General features: G+C 65.1%; 21 protein-coding genes. 6 read left to right on the top strand and 15 right to left on the bottom strand.

From position 1 onward, the window contains the following. Positions 1-2: 2 nt before the first annotated feature. The 4 genes from AC1DYL_RS02050 to AC1DYL_RS02035 all read right to left on the bottom strand — a co-directional run bounded on the left by AC1DYL_RS02050 (position 3) and on the right by AC1DYL_RS02035 (position 3,321). Positions 3-755 carry an ABC transporter permease gene (locus AC1DYL_RS02050; RefSeq protein ID WP_477171863.1) on the bottom strand — a complete coding sequence of 251 codons (753 nt, stop codon included), beginning with the start codon at positions 753-755 and terminating at the stop codon, positions 3-5. Continuing rightward, a complete protein-coding gene (locus AC1DYL_RS02045; RefSeq protein ID WP_477171862.1) occupies positions 752-1,561 on the bottom strand; it encodes an ABC transporter permease subunit in 810 nt (269 codons plus the stop codon). The genes AC1DYL_RS02050 and AC1DYL_RS02045 overlap by 4 nt, the downstream gene beginning before the upstream one ends. Before the next feature lie 51 nt (positions 1,562-1,612). Continuing rightward, a complete protein-coding gene (locus tag AC1DYL_RS02040; RefSeq protein WP_477148676.1) occupies positions 1,613-2,368 on the bottom strand; it encodes a transporter substrate-binding domain-containing protein in 756 nt (251 codons plus the stop codon). A 170-nt stretch (positions 2,369-2,538) separates the two neighbouring features. Next, the gene (locus AC1DYL_RS02035; protein WP_477171861.1) at positions 2,539-3,321 is read right to left on the bottom strand and encodes an ABC transporter ATP-binding protein; all 783 of its coding nucleotides are present in this window, start codon (positions 3,319-3,321) and stop codon (positions 2,539-2,541) included. Between the two features lie 135 nt (positions 3,322-3,456). Here AC1DYL_RS02035 and AC1DYL_RS02030 point away from each other — a divergent pair, with 135 nt between their 5' ends. Then, the gene (locus AC1DYL_RS02030) at positions 3,457-3,657 is read left to right on the top strand and encodes a CsbD family protein (RefSeq protein WP_477156512.1); all 201 of its coding nucleotides are present in this window, start codon (positions 3,457-3,459) and stop codon (positions 3,655-3,657) included. A gap of 174 nt (positions 3,658-3,831) precedes the next feature. On the opposite strand, the gene AC1DYL_RS02025 is transcribed toward AC1DYL_RS02030, so the two are convergent. Continuing rightward, positions 3,832-3,999 (bottom strand): DUF1328 domain-containing protein, encoded by a 168-nt coding sequence (locus tag AC1DYL_RS02025; protein WP_477148679.1) that lies wholly within the window; start codon positions 3,997-3,999, stop codon positions 3,832-3,834. 111 nt (positions 4,000-4,110) lie between these two features. Beyond that, positions 4,111-4,905, bottom strand: coding sequence for a response regulator (locus AC1DYL_RS02020; protein ID WP_477148680.1), 795 nt, complete (start codon positions 4,903-4,905; stop codon positions 4,111-4,113). A gap of 193 nt (positions 4,906-5,098) precedes the next feature. On the opposite strand from AC1DYL_RS02020, the gene AC1DYL_RS02015 reads away from it, so the two are divergent. Then, positions 5,099-5,272 (top strand): NepR family anti-sigma factor, encoded by a 174-nt coding sequence (locus tag AC1DYL_RS02015; protein ID WP_477148681.1) that lies wholly within the window; start codon positions 5,099-5,101, stop codon positions 5,270-5,272. Between the two features lie 3 nt (positions 5,273-5,275). Next, on the top strand, positions 5,276-5,830 hold the full coding sequence (locus tag AC1DYL_RS02010; protein WP_477171860.1) for an RNA polymerase sigma factor: 555 nt from the start codon (positions 5,276-5,278) through the stop codon (positions 5,828-5,830). Here AC1DYL_RS02010 and AC1DYL_RS02005 read toward each other — a convergent pair. Beyond that, complete coding sequence (locus AC1DYL_RS02005) at positions 5,827-6,192, bottom strand: response regulator (protein ID WP_477171859.1); 366 nt, start codon at positions 6,190-6,192, stop codon at positions 5,827-5,829. The genes AC1DYL_RS02010 and AC1DYL_RS02005 overlap by 4 nt on opposite strands. Positions 6,193-6,350: 158 nt before the next feature. Between AC1DYL_RS02005 and AC1DYL_RS02000 the strand changes: the two genes are divergently transcribed. The 3 genes from AC1DYL_RS02000 (at position 6,351) to AC1DYL_RS01990 (ending at position 9,606) form a co-directional block, all read left to right on the top strand. Next, positions 6,351-7,106, top strand: a complete 756-nt coding sequence (locus AC1DYL_RS02000) for a Crp/Fnr family transcriptional regulator (RefSeq protein ID WP_477172026.1) — start codon at positions 6,351-6,353, stop codon at positions 7,104-7,106. Positions 7,107-7,223: 117 nt separating this feature from the next. Next, a complete protein-coding gene (locus tag AC1DYL_RS01995) occupies positions 7,224-8,618 on the top strand; it encodes a sensor histidine kinase (protein WP_477171858.1) in 1,395 nt (464 codons plus the stop codon). A gap of 46 nt (positions 8,619-8,664) precedes the next feature. Further along, complete coding sequence (locus tag AC1DYL_RS01990; RefSeq protein WP_477171857.1) at positions 8,665-9,606, top strand: diacylglycerol/lipid kinase family protein; 942 nt, start codon at positions 8,665-8,667, stop codon at positions 9,604-9,606. Between the two features lie 58 nt (positions 9,607-9,664). Here the strand turns inward: AC1DYL_RS01990 and AC1DYL_RS01985 are convergent, their stop codons facing one another. From AC1DYL_RS01985 to AC1DYL_RS01950, 8 genes are all read right to left on the bottom strand, one after another. Next, the gene (locus tag AC1DYL_RS01985; RefSeq protein ID WP_477171856.1) at positions 9,665-9,898 is read right to left on the bottom strand and encodes a hypothetical protein; all 234 of its coding nucleotides are present in this window, start codon (positions 9,896-9,898) and stop codon (positions 9,665-9,667) included. A gap of 117 nt (positions 9,899-10,015) precedes the next feature. After that, positions 10,016-10,486: a hypothetical protein gene (locus AC1DYL_RS01980; RefSeq protein ID WP_477148687.1), complete on the bottom strand. Its 471-nt coding sequence runs from the start codon at positions 10,484-10,486 to the stop codon at positions 10,016-10,018. Between the two features lie 4 nt (positions 10,487-10,490). Beyond that, positions 10,491-10,874, bottom strand: a complete 384-nt coding sequence (locus tag AC1DYL_RS01975) for an ElaB/YgaM/YqjD family protein (RefSeq protein ID WP_477148688.1) — start codon at positions 10,872-10,874, stop codon at positions 10,491-10,493. 169 nt (positions 10,875-11,043) lie between these two features. Next, complete coding sequence (locus tag AC1DYL_RS01970) at positions 11,044-11,202, bottom strand: DUF3309 family protein (RefSeq protein WP_299643463.1); 159 nt, start codon at positions 11,200-11,202, stop codon at positions 11,044-11,046. 9 nt (positions 11,203-11,211) lie between these two features. Beyond that, positions 11,212-11,379, bottom strand: coding sequence for a hypothetical protein (locus tag AC1DYL_RS01965; RefSeq protein ID WP_477156518.1), 168 nt, complete (start codon positions 11,377-11,379; stop codon positions 11,212-11,214). Between the two features lie 123 nt (positions 11,380-11,502). Then, the gene (locus AC1DYL_RS01960; protein ID WP_477171855.1) at positions 11,503-12,381 is read right to left on the bottom strand and encodes a transglutaminase family protein; all 879 of its coding nucleotides are present in this window, start codon (positions 12,379-12,381) and stop codon (positions 11,503-11,505) included. A gap of 11 nt (positions 12,382-12,392) precedes the next feature. After that, positions 12,393-14,801 carry a circularly permuted type 2 ATP-grasp protein gene (locus AC1DYL_RS01955; protein ID WP_477171854.1) on the bottom strand — a complete coding sequence of 803 codons (2,409 nt, stop codon included), beginning with the start codon at positions 14,799-14,801 and terminating at the stop codon, positions 12,393-12,395. Positions 14,802-14,900: 99 nt separating this feature from the next. Then, entirely contained in the window at positions 14,901-18,242 is a 3,342-nt protein-coding gene (locus AC1DYL_RS01950) for a transglutaminase family protein (protein WP_477171853.1), read from the bottom strand. Positions 18,243-18,265: the final 23 nt, after the last annotated feature.

Below are 18,265 nucleotides of genomic sequence, written 5' to 3'. Positions count from 1 at the left end.
GCTTACCTCGTCAGGCGGATGAGCCCGAAGCGGGCGGGAGGCGGCGCGCCGGGCATGTGCCGCGTCAGACGGCGGTATACGAGTCCGAAGACGAAGAAAACCGCGAGCGAGATGGCGAGAAAATACCCCGCCGCGACTGAGAAGTGCAGCACGGCGTTGTAGTCGCGTTCGAACAGGTCTTCCGCCTGGCTCATCAGGTCGCGCTGGCCGTCGATCACCGGCAGGGTGAAATAGACCAGGGCGGTGGCGTGGAACAGGAACACCACCTCGTTGGTGTAGGCCGGCCAGGCAAGCCGGATAAGGTGCGGCCATGTCACTCGCCGGAACTGCTCGAGGCGGGTCATGCCATAGGCCCGAGCGGCTTCGAGTTCACCCCTGGGAACGGCCCGCAGCGCACCGTAAAAGATCTCTGCGGTATAGGCCGTGGTGTTCATGGCGAGGATCAGCGGGCCCAGGAACAGCGGGTTGAGTACGAACCAGTCGACGCCCCACGGCTTCCACACCGTGACATTCAGCGCCAGCGCCAGCGAATAGAACATGAAGAGCTGGATGAAGAAGGGCGAGCCGCGGAAGGCATAGATGTAGCCGCCGCAAAGTTGGGCGAGCAGCTTGTTCGAAGACGCGCGTCCGAGGGCCAGCAGGATCGCCAGCACGAAGCCGATCGGGATGGATGCAAACGCGAAATAGAGGTTGAACAGCGTGGCGCGCGCCAGCACCGTCACGTCGTTCCAGATGGGCGCGAGCATCTCCATCATGTCGTCGATCCCGCCACCGCCATGCCGCGCGAAGCCCAGCGGGTCAGGGCCGCAAAGCCCTTCTCCGAGATGTAGGTCACGATGATGTAGAACAGCAGCAGCGCCAGGTAGTAGCCCCAGCGCCAGTCGCCATGGATCACGCCGGCGCTGCGGCTGAAGTTCGGCGCGCCGAGCAGGCTGGCGCCGCGCACGATGTCCGAGATCTGCAGCAGCGACAGCAGCGACGTTGCCTTGATGAGCAGCAGCCAGCAATTGGAGAGGCCCGGCAGCGCGTAGACCCACATCTGCCGGATATGAACGCGCCAGAGCACCTGCCAGCGCGACATGCCGAACGCCCGCGCCGCTTCGAGCTGGCCTTGCGGCACGCTCTTCAGCGCGCCGAAGATCACGTTGGCGGTGAACGCGCCGTAGACGATGCCCAGCGATACCGATGCGAGCAGCAAATACTCCCCGGTGCCGAGATACCAGTTGGCAGCGGGGCAGGGCGGCCAGACTCCGGCCGTTCCCTCGCCCGGCGGGCAGACCCCCTGCGCGATGAACAGTTCGACCAGTTGCTCGAAGGCGAGCGGGAAGAAGATGAAGAACAGCACGTCCGGCACGCCGCGGACCATGTTGATGTAGATGCTGCCGATCACCTGTAGCGGGCGGGCGGTCGAATTGCGCAGCCCGGCGCCTGCAATGCCAAACAGCAACGCAAAAGCGCCGCCCAGGAGGGCGGCGATGACGGTATACTGGAAACTGGCGTACCAGTTCAGGTGCCTGCCATTGGTCAGGTAGGAGGCCCAGAACTCAAAGGATTCGGTCATCGCGCTCCCGCGCAGCAGAGGGCGGCGGACCCGAGGCCCGCCGCCCTTGGATCAGTTGGCGTAGAACGGGCCCTTGCGCTGCGGGAAGTGCTTGGTGATCAGCGCGTCGATGGTGCCGTCGGCCTTGGCCGCGGCCAGCGCTTCATCCAGTTTCGCCAGCAGTTCGGTATCGGCTTTGCGGACGCCCGCGCCGACGCCGCCACCGATCGCCACGGTGATGTCGCTGGTCTTGAGCGCATTAGCCGAATTGGCGACGGCTTCGTCGATATAGGAGCTGTCGGCAAGGATGACGTCGATGTTGCCCGCCATCAGGTCGGCCAGCGCGTCGGCCGCCGTATCAAACGTCAGCAGCGTGTTGCCGGTGGCAAGGTTCGCAGCCGCGTAGTCGGCCTGAATCGTCCCGGTCTGGGTGCCGATCTTGACGCCGGTCAGCTTGGCGGGATCGACGGTGCTGCTCGCCAGCATCATGTAGCCCGACGGATCGGGCGGGGAATAGTCGGCGGTGAAGTTGATCGACTGCTTGCGCTCGTCGGTGATCGACATGCCTGCAGCGATCACGTCGTAGTTGCCGGCGTTGAGGTTCGGGATGATCGTGTCCCAGGCCGTCTGCACGAAAGTGCATTCGAGGGCAGCCCGCTTGCACAGCTCGTTCATGACGTCGATGTCGAGGCCGGCGAGGTTGCCGCTGGCGTCGACGTAGTTCCAGGGCTCGTAAGCGCCCTCGGTACCGATGCGAATGGCCTGGGCATTGGCCGCAGTCGCGAGCATGGCAATAGCCGCCGCTGCCGCGATGACGAACTTCTTCATTGTCTCTCCTGTCGCCGGGCTGATGCCGGCGTATCTTTGCCGGTCCAACCCCCGGCTGATTGGTCGCGCCGCCCTGCGGAGGCGGGCATTGCGATAACGCTATCGGTTTTTACCGGTTGGTCAATCATTAGAAGATTGTTGCACAGGCTCGATCCGCGGCAGAGGCCGGATCACCCGTGTCCGGCCGCGCTGAGGAACTGCTTGAGCCGGGTCGACTTGGTGGCGCCGAACACCTCGGCCACCGTGCCCTCTTCCTCGATCTTGCCCTGGTGCAGGAAGATCACCCGGTCGGCGATGGTCTTGGCGAACTGCATGTCGTGGGTAACGAGGATCATCGTCCGCCCTTCGTCAGCCAGCAGCTTGATCACCCGCAACACTTCGACCTCGAGCTCGGGGTCGAGCGCCGAGGTCGGCTCGTCGAACAGCATCACCTTGGGGTTGATGCACAGGGCCCGGGCAATCGCGGCGCGCTGCTGCTGGCCGCCGGAGAGCTGGCTGGGATAGTTCTCCGCCTTGTCGCGGATGCCGACCTTGGCCAGCATTTCCAGCGCCTCGGCATGCACATCGGCACGGTCGCGCTTCTGCACCCGGAGCGGTGCCTCCATGACGTTGCCGAGCACCGACATGTGGCTCCACAGGTTGAACGACTGGAAGACCATGCCCAGCTCGGAGCGGATGCGGCGGATCTGCTGCTCGTCGGCGGGCTTGCGATGCGGCGGCTTGCCGGTCAGGGCAATCTCCTCGCCGCCGACCCGTACCGTGCCGCTCTCGGGCACTTCGAGCATGTTGATGCAGCGCAGCAGCGTCGATTTGCCGGAGCCGGAGGAGCCGATCAGTGCCACGACCTCCCCCTGGCGGGCGGTCATCGACACGCCTTTGAGCACCTCGAGCGGGCCGTAGGACTTGTGAAGATCGGCGATCTCGACGACGGGTGGGGCGAGCGGGTTCTGCATCGCTCGCACAAAACCCAAAGCAACGCCGACTGGCAAGGCTTTTGCGGAACCGACACCCTCGCGAGGCGTTCTTTTTCCAGGAGCCCACCAAGACGGCGGCTCCTTTCCTCAACACCTGAGAAAGGGAGATTTGCAATGAATTGGAACCAGATGGAAGGCAACTGGGAGCAGTTCAAGGGTAAGGTCCAGACCCAGTGGGGCAAGCTGACCGACAGTGACCTCGACATCATCAAAGGCAGCCGCAAGCAACTCGCCGGCAAAATCCAGGAGCGCTACGGCAAGGTGCAGGAAGACGCCGAGCGCGAGGTGGATGACTGGTTCAACCGCCTGCACTGAAAACGAGTTGCCTCACTTGGCCCCGCTTCGGCGGGGCCTTTTTTGTGCCCCCTTGGCCCGCTTCGGGGGCCGTTCTTGTGCCCCATGGAGCTAGCGGCTCCATCCACTCGGATGGAGCCGCCGCCACCTCGAACCGCGGACCCGGCTGGGACGGCCCGAGTTCTGCGTCTGGTATTACGAAGCGCGCCGGAACAGGCCGATGATCAGCGAGACCACCAGGAAGGCGAGGAACAGGAAGAACAGAATCTGTGCGATGCCCGAGGCGGTCCCGGCGATTCCACCAAAGCCGAGCACGCCGGCGACGATCGCGATGACCAGAAATAGCAGAGCGTATTGCAACATTCTCGTGGCTCCGTTGATCAAGGAGTAACGGCGGGCGGCGTCGTGGGTTCCGGGCAAAAAAAGAAGCCGGGCAGGAGCCCGGCTTATCTCCGGAGGGGCGTCCGGATTTCGTCAGGCCGCAGCCCGCGAGCCTTCGTCGAAGAACAGCGCCTGGCTGATCAGCGCCCGCACCATGTCGGGGTTGAACGGCTTGGTGACGAGGAATGTCGGCTCCGGCCGCTCGCCGGTCAGCAGGCGCTCGGGGAACGCCGTGATGAAGATCACCGGGATCGGATGGGCGTGGAGGATGTCGTTGACCGCATCGATGCCCGAGGATCCGTCGGCGAGCTGGATGTCGGCGAGGATCATCCGCGGCTTGGTCTTATGGTACAGCGCCACCGCTTCCTTGTGGGTGCGGGCAATACCGACGACGCGGTGGCCGAGGCCCTCCACCATCTGCTCGATATCCATCGCAATCAGTGGCTCGTCCTCGATAATGAGGATATCGGTCGCCACCTGGCGCGAGATGTCGGCGGAGGCCTGCGAGAGCAGGTCAGCGAACTCGTCGGTGGAAACGTCGAGGATTTCCGCGGCTTCGGCGTGGGTGAAGCCTTCCACTGCGACGAGCAGGAACGCCTGGCGCGGTCGTGGGGCGAGATTGGCGAGATTGGCCGCCGCGCGTGATTCCCAGGGGAAGGTCGAACTCGGTTCCGGTACGCGGATGGCCGAGCTGGAGAACAGGGCCGAATACAACCGGTAGAGCGCGATACGATCATTGCTCGCTTGGGGGAAGATCGTCAGATCGGCAATCAAAGCCTCGAGCGTTGCCGCTACATAGGCGTCGCCCGAAGTCTGCGAGCCGGTGACGGCGCGCGAAAACCTGCGCAAATAAGGAAGATGCGGTGCGATCCGCGTAGATAGGGACATCGATATGCTACTCCCGTGACGCTATTAGAGCTTACCATGATCGAGAACGGTATGCTGAAAACTTGGTTCCCGTTCGCGTGGAACTTTTTTTGCTGCGGCGCATTTAGGTAGCCGCAGCTGGAGTATGGGGCGTCAGATCCTGCTGTGGGGCTAAGGGTTTATGCGAGACAAAACAACAATGAATGATTTGGGTATGATGCGGCCGCGCCGCCGCGACGATGGGCTGGGGCCAAACTCGGACATCGGCAACAAGCTGCGCGCGCTTTACGGCGCAGTACAGGGCGAGCAGATCCCTTCCAAGCTCATCGACCTGCTGGAACAGCTCGATGCCGTCGAGAAGCAGACCAAGCCCTCGAAGGGTGAGTAGTTCATGGAAGCCGAGAAACCGAGCTTCAAGCGTGAGCTGCTCTCGACCCTGCCAAGTCTCCGGGCTTTCGCAGTGTCGCTCTCCGGCCGCCACGACAAGGCCGACGACCTCGTTCAGGATACGGTGATGAAGGCCTGGGCGAAGCAGGACAGCTTCGAAATGGGCACCAACATGAAGGCGTGGCTGTTCACGATCCTTCGCAACGAATTCTATAGCCAGATGCGCAAGCGCGGCCGCGAGGTGCAGGACAGCGACGGCGCGTTCACCGAACGCCTGGCGGTGCACCCGGCTCAGTACGGCATACTGGATCTGGGCGATTTCCGGAACGCGCTCGACAAGCTGCCGGACGACCAGCGCGAAGCGATCATCCTGATCGGCGCCTCGGGTTTTTCCTACGAGGAAGCGGCCGAGATCTGCAAATGCGCGGTCGGCACGATGAAGAGCCGCGTCAGCCGTGCGCGTACCAAGCTGCAGGAACTGCTGAAGATCACCGGCGAGTCCGACTACGGACCGGATGCGGTGTCGGCGCAGGTCACCACGACGCCCCGTTTCACCTAAGCGGGCTCGGGAAACGAAGGGTCGCGGCGCCGGGCGGCGTCGCAGGCCGCCAGCAGGGCAGCGGAGTCGAAAGGCTTCTGCAGGGGGATTGCACCGGTGAAGAGCGACTGCACCGCGTGGTCGGCAGAGGTCACGACGACCGCGATTCCGGCGGTTCGAAGCGAATTGCTGAGTGCCAGCGCGGCGGGGCTGCCGAACTTCGCTTCGATCACCGCGAAATCGAAGGCGGAGAGGTCGAGGGCTCGCGCTTCCTCGGCGTCCCGCTCGATCGCTACCTCGGCACCTGCAGTTCGCAGCGTCTCCTCTATGTCGGCAGCAACGAGATATTCTTCCTCGACGACGAGGACACGCAGTCCGTGCATTGGGTTGTGACCATGACGCGATGGAAATGGTCCGCACCATCGGTGGTTCGGCAGGATCGGTCATTTAACAATGACATGCCGGTTGGCTGCGCCCGGCACAGTTACCAGTTGCGTTCGTCGGCCCATCCGACATGCTGCGCAGAGCCCGAACTGTGAGCATGACCCTGGCCAACGCCGCAACCGCTCGACGCATCCCATGCGAGGCCTGCCCGCTTCGCGACAACGAGCACTTTCGGGATTTCACTCCGGAGGAGCTGAAGTTCGTCAGCGCCTTCAAGCGCGGCGAACTCGTGAGCGAGCCCGGCTCGACGATCCTCGCCGAAGGAGCGCATAGCGCCCAGCTGTTCACCCTGCTTTCGGGCTGGGCATTCCGCTTCAAGACGCTCGAGGATGGCCGCCGGCAAATCCTCAACTACCTGCTGCCCGGCGACCTGGTCGGCCTGCAGGGGTCGGTGATCGGTGAGATGGAACACTCGGTGGAGTCGCTGTCCGCAGTGGTGCTGTGCGTGTTCCAGCGCGACAACCTCCCGACGCTTTTCGAGAACCATCCCGGCCTTGCCTTCGATGTCACCTGGCTGGCGTCGCGCGAGGAGCGCATGCTCGACGAGAACCTGCTGAGCCTGGGGCGCCGCAGCGCCATGGAGCGGGCTGCCTACCTGATTGCCTTCCTGCATCAGCGCTCCGAACAGGTCGGGCAGTCCCGGGCCTCCAAGCACATGATCCCGATTACCCAGCAGCACGTCGCCGATACGCTGGGGTTGTCGATCGTTCATACCAACAAGACGTTGCGCAAACTCGCCGAGCGGAAGCTTATTCGCTGGCACGATCGCGCGTGTGAAGTGCTCGATCCTGAGGCGCTGGCCGGGCTCGCCGGCTGGGATGGGCTCGGCGAGGGGAAACGGCCCCTGATATGAACGAGCCGCATTCTTGCCACCCGGTCGGCCTAAGCATCCTCCAGTTCTTTCGATCGTTTGATCCCGCAAGCAAAGCCGGGTCGTCCAGCACCATCCCGGCCGAGGAACGGCGCCTTGATGCTTGATGTCAGCACGCAGTCGATCGATTACGCTGCGCCGCGGCGAGGGGTGCGGCGCATCGCCATCATTGCCTCGATGACGCTGGTGCTCGTCGCGGTGGCGGCTTCGCTCTATCTGGTCCGCACCGTCGACAGCCAGCTCGCCGATATCGCCAAGACCTACGAGATCCGGCGCCAGGCGCGCGAGTTGATGCTGGCGATCGTCAATGCCGAGACCGGGCAGCGCGGCTACCTGATCACCCGCGACGAGACCTATCTCGATCCCTACAACGCTGCAGTCGGCAATCTGAGCCAGACCTACCAGCACCTCCTGGCGCTGCTCAGTGACAACCCCACGCAGCGCGCCCGGATCGAGGGCCTGGTGCCCGATCTCGACGCCAAGCGCGCCGAGATGGCGCGCACTATCGAGCTGATGTCGGCCGGGCAGAGTGCCGAGGCACTGGCCCTGCTGCGTTCCGACACCGGGCTCGAACTGATGGAGCGGATCAGCACATCGCTCCGCCTGGTGATCGGCGATGAAGACGGGAAACTGGTCGAGCGCAACGGTCGGATGGAGATGTACCGGCAGCTGCTGGTGTCCACTATTCTCGCTGCCTTGGGTGCCGCCGCCATCCTTGCCTACGCTCTGCTCTCCCGGACCCAGAGAAAGGTCGCGAGGCTATCGGAGGAGCAGAACCTCCTTCGCAGCCAGAACGTCGAGCTGGAGGAACATGTGCGGATACGAACTGCGGAGGTCGAGGAGGCGCGAGGCCGTGCCGAGCGCGAGCAGGCCCGGCTCGAAACGCTGTTGCAAGACACCAACCACCGCATCGGCAACTCGCTGGCGACCGTATCATCGCTGCTCGGCCTGCAGTTGGCGCGCACGTCCTCCGACGAAGTGCGCAACGCCCTCGAGGCGGCACAGCTGCGTGTGCAGGCGATCGCCTCCGGTCACCGCCGGCTGCGGCTGGGCGCTGACCTCGAAACCACCGATGCGGCCGAGTTCCTGTCAGATGTCATAGACGATCTCGCGACGACCGTGCCACCAAGCAAGCCGGTGAGGTTCGAGAAGCAGCTTCAGGCAATGGTCATCCCGGCGCGCGATGCAACGAGCCTGGGGATCGTGCTCAGCGAGTTGGTGACTAACGCGGTCAAGCACGCCTTCGATGAGGGCCAGGTCGGCACGATCTGGGTGCGCTTCGATCGACCGGACGGAGGCGTGACCCAGCTCACGGTCGAGGACAGCGGCAAAGGCATGGCCACTACTGACGGCGAAGACGGCCTCGGTGCGCTGATCGTCAAGCAGCTGGCGCGGCAGTTCGGCGGGGCCGAGCCGGAGTATCGCACACGAGCCGGCGGTGGTACTTCCGTGACTGTGCAATTGCCGCGACTGGATGTTTCGCCGGCGGCCTAAGGAACAAAGCGGTCTCGTCGAGGCGAGGCGGGCAACGGAGGCGGGCATGCACTTCATCGGCGTCTTCAACAAGGACGGCGGCACGTTCCGCACCATGGACATATCGGCGTTCGTTGCCATGGCCGAGAAGATCTTCACCGAACAGGGCCACGTGCTCGAATGCCGGGTGGTCGATGGCAACGAACTACTTGCCGAGCTGGAGCGGGCTGCCGGAGACCCGGCATCCGACGTCGTGCTGGCCGGCGGCGGGGACGGCACGATCTCGGCAGCGGCCGGGATCTGCTTTGCTCACAAGATGGCGCTCGCAGTGCTTCCCGCCGGTACGATGAACTTGTTCGCCCGGTCGCTGGGCGTGCCGTTGCAGCTCGAGGCGGCGCTGGAGGCCATCGCGCGGGGCGAGGTGGCCGCTGTCGACATTGCGACTGCCAATGGCCGTCCGTTCGTCCACCAGTTCTCGGTGGGGCTACACTCGCGACTGGTTCGGATCCGCAACGAACTCACCTATCACAGCCGCTGGGGCAAGATCCTGGCGAGCCTCAGGGCAGTCGGGCTGGCGCTGTCGCGACCGCTGGTGTTCGACGCGGAGATCAGCACCCGGCAGGGCACCGAGCGGCGCAAGGCCACGGCCATTGCCGTTTCAAACAACGTCCTGGGCGAAGGGCACGTACCCTATGCCGAGGTCGTCGATCGGGGCGTCCTCGGAATCTATGTCGTCAGGCCGATGCCGCCGGCTGAGCTGGCGCGGCTCGCCCTGTCGCTCGTCTTCGGCAACTGGAAGGCGCATCCGCTGGTATCGGAGCGGGAGGTGACGCAGGTCAGCCTCTATTTCCCCAGGCGCAAAGCTTCGGCGCTGGCGGTAATCGATGGCGAGTTGATCCCGCTCGAACGTTTGACGGACCTCAGGATCCACGCCCAGGGCCTGCGCGTCGTGCGGCCGGCCACCAACAAGCCGGCCGAGGCCGCCAATCCCGCCATCGAGGCGGCCTGACAAAGCGACGCCCCGCCGCGGATGTCCGGGCGGGGCGCTCTTACTCGGTGCGTTTCTGTCAGAGGCTGGCGGCGCCGCCCTCCACCGGTTGCTGGCCCAGCTTTCGCAGGGCGTTCTCGATGGTCTTGAGGTCTTCGCCGTCATCGCCGTCGACCGGGGTCATGCCCTCGGTGGCGCTGCGCTCCTTGGAGAGCGAGTCCGCCTCGAGCTGACGCAGGATGGTGATCTTCTCAGCATCCGCGATGTGGTCGTCGGTCAGAATGGTCACGATCTTCCGTTTGATGTGGGTCATAGCTCACACTCCTGGAAATCCTTCGTTGGCCTGACCTGCACTACTCGAACCGCAACTGCAGGTGATCTAGATAACGTGTGCCCCTTGGGCGGGGTTCCCTGAAATGTGGCGAAGTGATCAGTCCGGATCGTGGCCGTTGCCGTGCCGCTCGCCATGCGAGCCGCCACCTGGCTTGGCCAGCAGATAGGCTGCGGCCAGTGCCCCGCCGATCGGAATGCCGACCTTCTTCATGATGTCGGACTTCAGCACCAAAGGCAGCGCCGTCAGGGCCGCCGTGGTGACGAGCGCAGTCTTTTCGGCCGCGTTACGCCGCTGCGCTGCACGGCGTTTGGCGATACTGTCGGTTATGGCGATAGCCGCATAGATTCCCAGCGCCACGACGATCGCACCGGCGCCGATGACCAGCGGAGCCACGATGGGTCCCCACATCAACGCGAACCAGGCGTGGAGCGCGACGAGCAGGAACGCGAGCCCGATCAACGCGAAAAGCGCCACGGCCGACCAGGCCATGGCGTTGTTCTTGAAGTGTTCGAGCAACTCGTCGACCTCGATCCCGAGGACCGAAGCCGCCAGCGCCAAGAGGTGCATGGAGCTACCTCGAAACGACGGCGAGTACGAAGCCGAGCGCGATGGCGCCAGCGACGGCAGTCAGCGGCTTCTCGCGGATGGTGTCCTTGATCTGCTTTTCCAGCTGGCCGAACTCGTCTTGGATGTCTTCCACGGCGTGCTGGCCATTCTTGGCAAGGTTCTTTACCTCGCGCTTGGCCAGCCGCTGGGCGTCGCTGACCTTGTCCTCGGCGAGATTTGCCAGAGTCGCAGCGATCGACTTCAGGTCGGTCTGTAACTGGTGCACCTGGGCGGATAGCTCGTCCTCGCGGCTCTGGCGCGCTGCAGCGCGACGCGGGCCGTTCGCAGCTCGGCGGGCCGGGGCTTTGGCGGCGGTGCGGTTGGGTGCCATATCGGTAGTGGATGCCATGATTGGTCGCTCCTCTGTGGTTGCTGTTCAACGCACAAACAGTTCAAGGGGTTCCGGGTGAGGCCGGGTGCAGCTACTTCTGCCCAAAAAGAGTGCACCCCGGTTCGGGGGCGAACCGGGGTGCTGTGGCGAGCCGTAAGGGGGGCGACCTTGGCTCGCAGAGGGCCCGTCAGAATACGCGCATCAACACAAGGATGATGACAATGACGAGCACGACGCCAAGAATACCGGAGGGGTAAGCTCCCCAGGAGCGGGAGTAGGGCCAGGCCGGTATGGCGCCGATGAGAAGCAAGACCAGCAGGATGATGATGATCGTGCTTAAAGTCATGGGACGCTCCTAAAGAATAGAGAGCAGCAAAGTCGCGGCCACGGCGAGGATGCCGACCGCTGGGACTATTGCAGCCAGCACCGCGCTGTAGTGCACCCGACCATCGTATCCTTCGGGCATCCAGGCGGTAGCGGAGTGGGCGGCGTGTTCGAGGTTGGCGATCTCAAGTCTGGTCATCGCTCTCGTTCCTTCTCACTACCGGTGGAGGACCGGCAGACACGCAGCCTCAATGGTGCGTCTGAGCCAACAACGGGTACCGCCACAATTGGTTGCAGGGGGATGCTGAAAAGTAGGCGACGGCTATTCGACGCGGACGACGTCGACCGATTGCTTGGCCGTGTGGCCGCCGCTGGTGCGCAGGACGCCGACGATCGGGGAGACGTCGGAATAGTCGCGGCCGTGGCCGATGGTGATGTGGTCGGGGCCGGCGAGCATGGCGTTGGTGGGGTCGAACTCGAGCCAGCCAGCGTGCTGGCCGCACCAGACGCGGACCCAGGCGTGCATGGCGTCGGCGCCCTCGAGCCGCGGCTTGCCCTTCGGCGGGATTGTGCGAAGGAAACCAGAGACATAGCCGGCGGGGATGCCAAGGCCGCGGAGGCCGGCGATCATCACGTGGGCGAAGTCCTGGCAGACGCCGCGCTTCAGGGCGAAGGCCTCGGCGGGGCCGGTATCGACCTTGGTGGCGTGCTTGTCGTAGCGGAAATCGCGGTGGATCTTCATGCAAAGGTCCATCGCTGCCGCGTAGATGGACTGGCTGTCGCCCACGGAAGTTCGTGCATAGTCCGTTATTGCGGCATCGAGAGGAATGCGCGGCGAGGCGCTGAGGAAGTGCTGCGGCGAATCCGGCGCCAGCGACCAGAGCGCGGCGAGTTCCTCCTTCAACCCATCGAGAGTGGGGGAGAGGTCGACCGGGCTATGCAGGTCCTCGACCTGCACGCGGGCGGTCAGCCGCACGTCGAGGTGATCGTGCCTCCCCGAATAGGCGATGGTGGTGACGAGGTTGCCGAAATAGTCGGCGAAGGTGGTTTCCTGCTCGGGCCGCGGCTCGAAGGACAGCGACGAGGCGATGACGCGCTGGACGTTCGGGATAGAGATCGGCGCGACACGCACCAGGTGCCGGTCGCCATGCACCGAGGCCTTGTAGTCGTAGTGCAGTTCGAGCCGAACGTCGTAGAGCACGGCCCGCCTCCTCAGACGAAGTAGGCGTCGGCAATGAGCCCGGCGAGGTTGCCGATCTCGATGCCCAGCCGGTTGAGTTTTGCCGTCGACATGTCCTCAGGCTCGGTGACGCGCAGCTCGGTATCGAGCGACAGCGCCGCCTTGGCAGCGGTGGACAGGTGCCCATCCTCAAGGCCGCCGGGCAGTTGCTCGAGCTGCTGATGCAGTTCGGCGATCTGGAAGCGCACAGAGCGCGGGTTCAGCGGGTCGAGCACCAACAGGTCGACATAGGAGTTGACGCCGGCGCTCACCGCATAGCGGCGGCGGTGGGTCATGACGCTGTCGCCGACTTCGAGCAGCAGGTCGAGCGCCCCTTCCGGCGCGCCCTTGCGGGTGCACCAGGCGACGCTGCCGGCGATCTGGATGCCGCGCTCGAGCCGGCGGCCGATCTCGAGGAAGCGCCAGCCGGCGAAGCGATACATGTTCTCGTGAACGAGGCCGGAGAAGCCGGCGAGCTTGCGCAGCAGCACGGTCATGGCGCGGGTCGCGTCGTCGCCCGACTGCACGCGCTGGGCGAAGCTGCGGGCGGTCTTCCGCAGATCTGTCAGCGCCAGCCAGCCGTCGGGCGAGAAGCGGTCGCGGATCTGGCTCGCGCTATGCACAGCGCTGTCGATGGCGGCGAGCAGGCCGGGCGGCAGCGGCACCGAGGCATCGACGCCGATGCCGTCGAGATAGGCGCGGGTGTCCTTGAGGATAGCCTGGTCGGGGTTCGAGACTTCGGCGAGCCGCGCGTTGTAGGCGCGGAGAATCCGGACCATCGCTTCGCAGCGCTCGGCGTAGCGGCCCAGCCAGATGAGGTTGTCGGCAGCGCGGCTCGGCAGGCTCCCCGCCGACATGCGCACCAGCTTCTCGCCTTCGGTGGGGAGCAGCGTGACGCGCTCCACCGGCTTGGGGCTGACCACCCACACGTCCGCCGCCTGGCCGCCGCGCTGCATGGCGATGGCGGTCGAATCCTGGGTCGAGCCGACGCGCGCGAAGCCCCCCGGCATAACAGTCCAGCCGTCGCGGGTGCGGGCGGCGTAGACGCGCAGCGTCATCGGCCGCGGCTCAAGCTTGCCGCCGACATAGACCGGGGCGGTGGAGAGCTGCACCTGCTCCTGGCCGACAAAGGCGCCACCCTGGGCCTCGAGCCGGGCCAGCATGGCCTGCCGCTCAGCCGCCGGCAGCATGCCACCGACGATGGTGCCGCGCGGGTCCTCGATGGCGAGGCCGGTGGCGAAGGCCGAGCCGACCATCATGGTGTCGAAGTGATCGATGACGTGCTGCCGTTCGGCCGCGCCGCCGCACCACCATGTGGCGATCGATGGCAGCTCCAGGTCGCGGTCGGTTAGCGCGCGGCAGAGATTGGGCATGAACGCCGAGAAGGCGCGGGTCTCGAGGATGCCGGTCCCCAGCGCATTGACCATCGAGATGCTGCCCTGTCGCAACGCCTCGGTGAGGCCGGGCGTGCCGATGCGGCTGTCGTAGCGCAGCTCCAGCGGGTCGGCGAAGCTGGCATCCATGCGGCGCCACAAGACGCTGATCGGCTTCAGGCCGGAGACAGTGCGCACCATCACCTGGCCATTGTCCACCACCAGGTCCTCGCCCTCAAGCAGGGTGAAGCCGAGATAGCGCGCGATATAGGCGTGCTCGAAATAGGTCTCGTTATGCTGGCCCGGCGTCAGGATGCCGACGCGACCATCACCGGAGCGCGCCAGGCCGTTCAGCGCATCGCGAAAGCCGCGGAAGAAACCGGCCAGCCGATGCACATGCATCTTGCCATAGATGTCGGACAGGGCACGCGTCGTCGCCACCCGGTTCTCGACTGCAAAACCGGCGCCCGACGGTGCCTGGGTGCGATCACCCAGAACCCACCAGCCGCCATCCGGACCGCGGCCGAGTTCGAAGGCGCAGAAATGGAGGAAGTGCCCGCTCGCCGGCTTGATGCCGACCATGGGACGAAGGAACTCGTCGTTGCGGGCGATCAGCTCGGGCGGCAGCAGGCCGCGTTGCACCAACTCGTTGTTGCCGTAGATGTCGGCCACGATGGTTTCGAGCAGTTCGGCGCGCTGGGTCAGCCCGCGCGTGATGGTGAGCCACTCGCTCTCATCGAGGATCAGCGGGACATGGGCCAGCGGCCAGGCACGCTCCTTGCCCTCGGCGCCGTCGTACTTGCGATAGTAGACGCCGGCGTCGCGCAGATACTGGTCGGCGCGCTCGAAGCGGCCGGCAAGCTCGTCGTGCCCAAGCTCGTCGAGAGCGGAAATCAGTGTGGTCCAGCCGGGGCGGATGCTGCCACCGGGATCGATCATCTCGTCCGGAACGCCCGGCAACAGCTTGTAGTCGGCGATAAGGCTTGGCGCCCCGCGCTTTCTCACCTGCCGTTGATTCCGCTTATCCATGAGGAGATAGCGCTAGCGGAAGCGGATGGAATGGCAAGTGGGAATTGAACTGGATGGTCAAAATCCGGGTGTCAGTTCGTCATACTGAACAGCGCAGCGCTAGGTTGGCACCCGTAGATCCAGCGTCAGCGGGAACTCCGCCGAGCGCTCCTCGGTGGGCGGCACGAAGGCTCCCGGGGTGTGGCCGCGCGGTTCGAAGCGGGACAGGCGGCGAGCTTCGGCCTCGTTGCCGTTGACCGGGAAGGTCTCGTAGTTGCGGCCCGCCGGGTGGGCGGTGTGGTAGGTGCAGCCGCCGATCGAGCGGCCCGACCAGGTGTCGTAGATGTCGAAATGCAGCGGCGAATTGACCGGCAGGTTGGGGTGCATGCCCGACGCGGGTTGCCAGGCCTTGAAGCGGACACCGGCCACTGCGACGCCCGCCTCGCAGGTGCCGGTCAGCGGCACAGCGCGGCCATTGACGGTGACCTGGTAGCGGCCGGGGTTGAGACCCTCAAGTTTCACTTGAAGTCGTTCAACCGATGAATCAACGAAGCGCACGGTGCCGCCGATGGCCCCTTGCTCGCCCATCACATGCCAGGGCTCGAGCGCCTGGTTGAGCGTCAGCTTCATGCCCTCGATTTCGACCTCGCCGCAGAACGGGAAGCGGAATTCGAGCTGCGCCGCGAACCACTCAGGGTCGAGGTCGAAGCCGTTGTCCTTGAGATCACGCAGTACGTCGAGGAAATCGGCCCAGACGAACTGCGGCAGCATGAAGCGATCATGCAGGGTGGTGCCCCAGCGGGTGAACTTGCCCTCTTTGGGTGCCTTCCAGAACCGCGCAATCAGGGCGCGGACCAGCAGTTGCTGCGCGAGGTTCATCCGCGCATTGGGCGGCATTTCGAAGCCACGGAACTCCACCAGCCCGAGCCGGCCGGTCGGGCCGTCGGGGGAGTAGAGCTTGTCGATGCAGATTTCGGAGCGGTGGGTGTTGCCGGTGACGTCGACCAGCAGGTTGCGGAACAGCCGGTCGACCAGCCACGGCCGCGGCGGGATACCTTCGCCCGGCAGCGGCACCTGCTTCATCGCGATTTCGAGTTCGTAGAGGCTGTCGTGGCGGGCCTCATCGAAGCGCGGCGCCTGCGAGGTGGGCCCGATGAACAGGCCAGAGAACAGGTAGCTCAGCGACGGATGCTGCTGCCAATGGAGGATCAGGCTCTTAAGCAGGTCGGGCCGGCGCAGGAACGGCGAGTCCCCCGGGGTCGAGCCGCCGACCACCACGTGGTTGCCGCCACCGGTACCGGTATGCTTGCCGTCGATCATGAACTTGTCGGCGCCGAGCCGGGCCTGCCGCGCTTCCTCATAGACCGCAGTGGTGGTGGCGACGCACTCTTCCCAGCTCGAGGCCGGGTGGATGTTCACTTCGATAACGCCCGGATCGGGCGCCACGCGGATGACGTTGAGCCGTGGATCGTAGGGCGGGGCATAGCCCTCGACATGGATGGGGAGGCCGAGGGTCTTGGCCGCTTCCTCGGATGCGGCGATCAGTTCAAGGTAGTCCTCTACCGTCGACACCGGGGGCAGGAAGACGCAGAGGCGGCCTTCACGCAACTCGACCGTCACGGCGGTGCGGACGACGGAATCGATCTCGTCGAGCACCTGCTCGGTGACGTCCTGGTTGATTGTCGGATCGGCGGTGAAGGTCGAGGGCTGGGCGTGATGGCCGACGCGGACCTCGACCGGCTGCTGCAGCAGTTCCTCGACTTCGGGCAGGTCGAGCACAGCGATCAGCGGGTCGCGCGGGACGACGTGCGGGTAGGCGGTCGGTTCAACGTGCTTCAGCGAACTGAGCGGCAGGCGGTAGCCGACGGGCGAGTCACCGGCGGCGAGGAACAGCTTGCCGCGGCGGGTGCGCCATTTCTCGGTGATCCAGCGGTTGGTGCGGTCGGGCAGGGCGTTCCAGCGCTGCACCGGCAGCACGTAGCCGGTCGGGTTGTTGAGGCCGTTGTCGAACACCCGCGCCATGCGGGCCCGCGCCTCGGGATCGGCGAGCTCGGAATTGGCAGGATCGACATTGGGCGGCAGGCGGGCTTCCTTCACCAGCCAGTCGCCCGGGTCCTCATAGGCAGCGTCGATGGTTTCGGTGCCGACGCCGAGATTGTTGGCGATCTCGGTGAGCAGGCGCTGGTCGTCGCCGGGCTTCGCCGCTGTCGGCACGCCTTCGTGGGCGAACAGCTTGTCGTCGCGCCACACCGGCTTGTTGTCGCGGCGCCAGTAGAGCGAGAAGGTCCAGCGCGGCAGCGTTTCGCCCGGGTACCACTTGCCCTGGCCGTAATGCAGCAGGCCGCCCGGGGCGAAACGCTCGCGCAGGCGCCGGATCAGCGCGTCGGCCTTGGCGCGCTTGGTCGGCCCGACCGCATCGGCGTTCCACTCGCCGGCCTCGAAATCGTCGATCGACACGAAAGTCGGCTCACCGCCCATGGTGAGGCGGACGTCGTTGGCGACCAGTTCCTCGTCGACCTTCTTGCCCAGCACGTTGAGCCGGTTCCAGCTCTCGTCGGAGAACGGCATGGTGATGCGCGGGTGCTCGGCGACGCGGCTGACCTTCATGTCGAAGGCGAACTCGACATTGGCGAAGCTGGTGAAGCCCGAGATCGGCGCGGCGTTGCTATAGTGCGGCGTGGCGGCGAGCGGCACGTGGCTCTCGCCGGCGAGAAGGCCGGAGGTGGGGTCGAGCCCCACCCAGCCGGCGCCCGGGAGGTAGACCTCACACCAGGCGTGGAGATCAGTGAAATCATGGTCGGTGCCGGCGGGACCGTCGAGCGAGACGAGGTCCGGCTTCAGCTGGATCAGGTATCCGGAGACGAACCGGGCGGCGAAGCCGAGGTGTCGCAGCGCCTGCACCAGCAGCCAGCTGGAATCGCGGCACGAGCCCTGGGCGCGGGTCAGCGTCTCGTCGGGTTCCAGCACGCCGGTTTCGAGGCGAACGATATAGCCGATCTCGCGCTGCACCCGGGCATTGAGCGCGGTGATGAAGTTCACCGTGTTCATCGGCGTGCGGTCGACTTGGCGCAGGAACTCCAGCAGCAGCGGGCCGGCCGGCTGCGGCTTCATGTAGATCGAGAGATCGTCGCGCAGTTCCTCGGGATACTCGAACGGCCAGGTCTCGGCCCGCTCTTCGACGAAGAAATCGAACGGGTTGTAGACGGTCATGTCGGCGACGAGGTCGACCTCGATCTTCAGCTCGGTGACCGGCTCGGGGAAGACGTGGCGGCTGAGGTAATTGCCGTAGGGGTCCTGCTGGACGTTGACGAAATGGTTCGACGGCGAGACCCGCAGCGAGTGGCTTAGCACCTTGGTCTTGCTCTGCGGCGCTGGCTGGAGCCGGATGATCTGGGGTTGGAGGACTACCGGACGATCGTACTTGTAGTGCGTCAGGTGATAGATCGCGGCTTTAATCGACATGCGGTCGGATGCTCGCTACTGAG

The sequence above is a fragment of the Devosia sp. P1_H9 genome, assembly GCF_056405135.1.
This window is presented reverse-complemented; position numbering and strand designations above follow the sequence as displayed.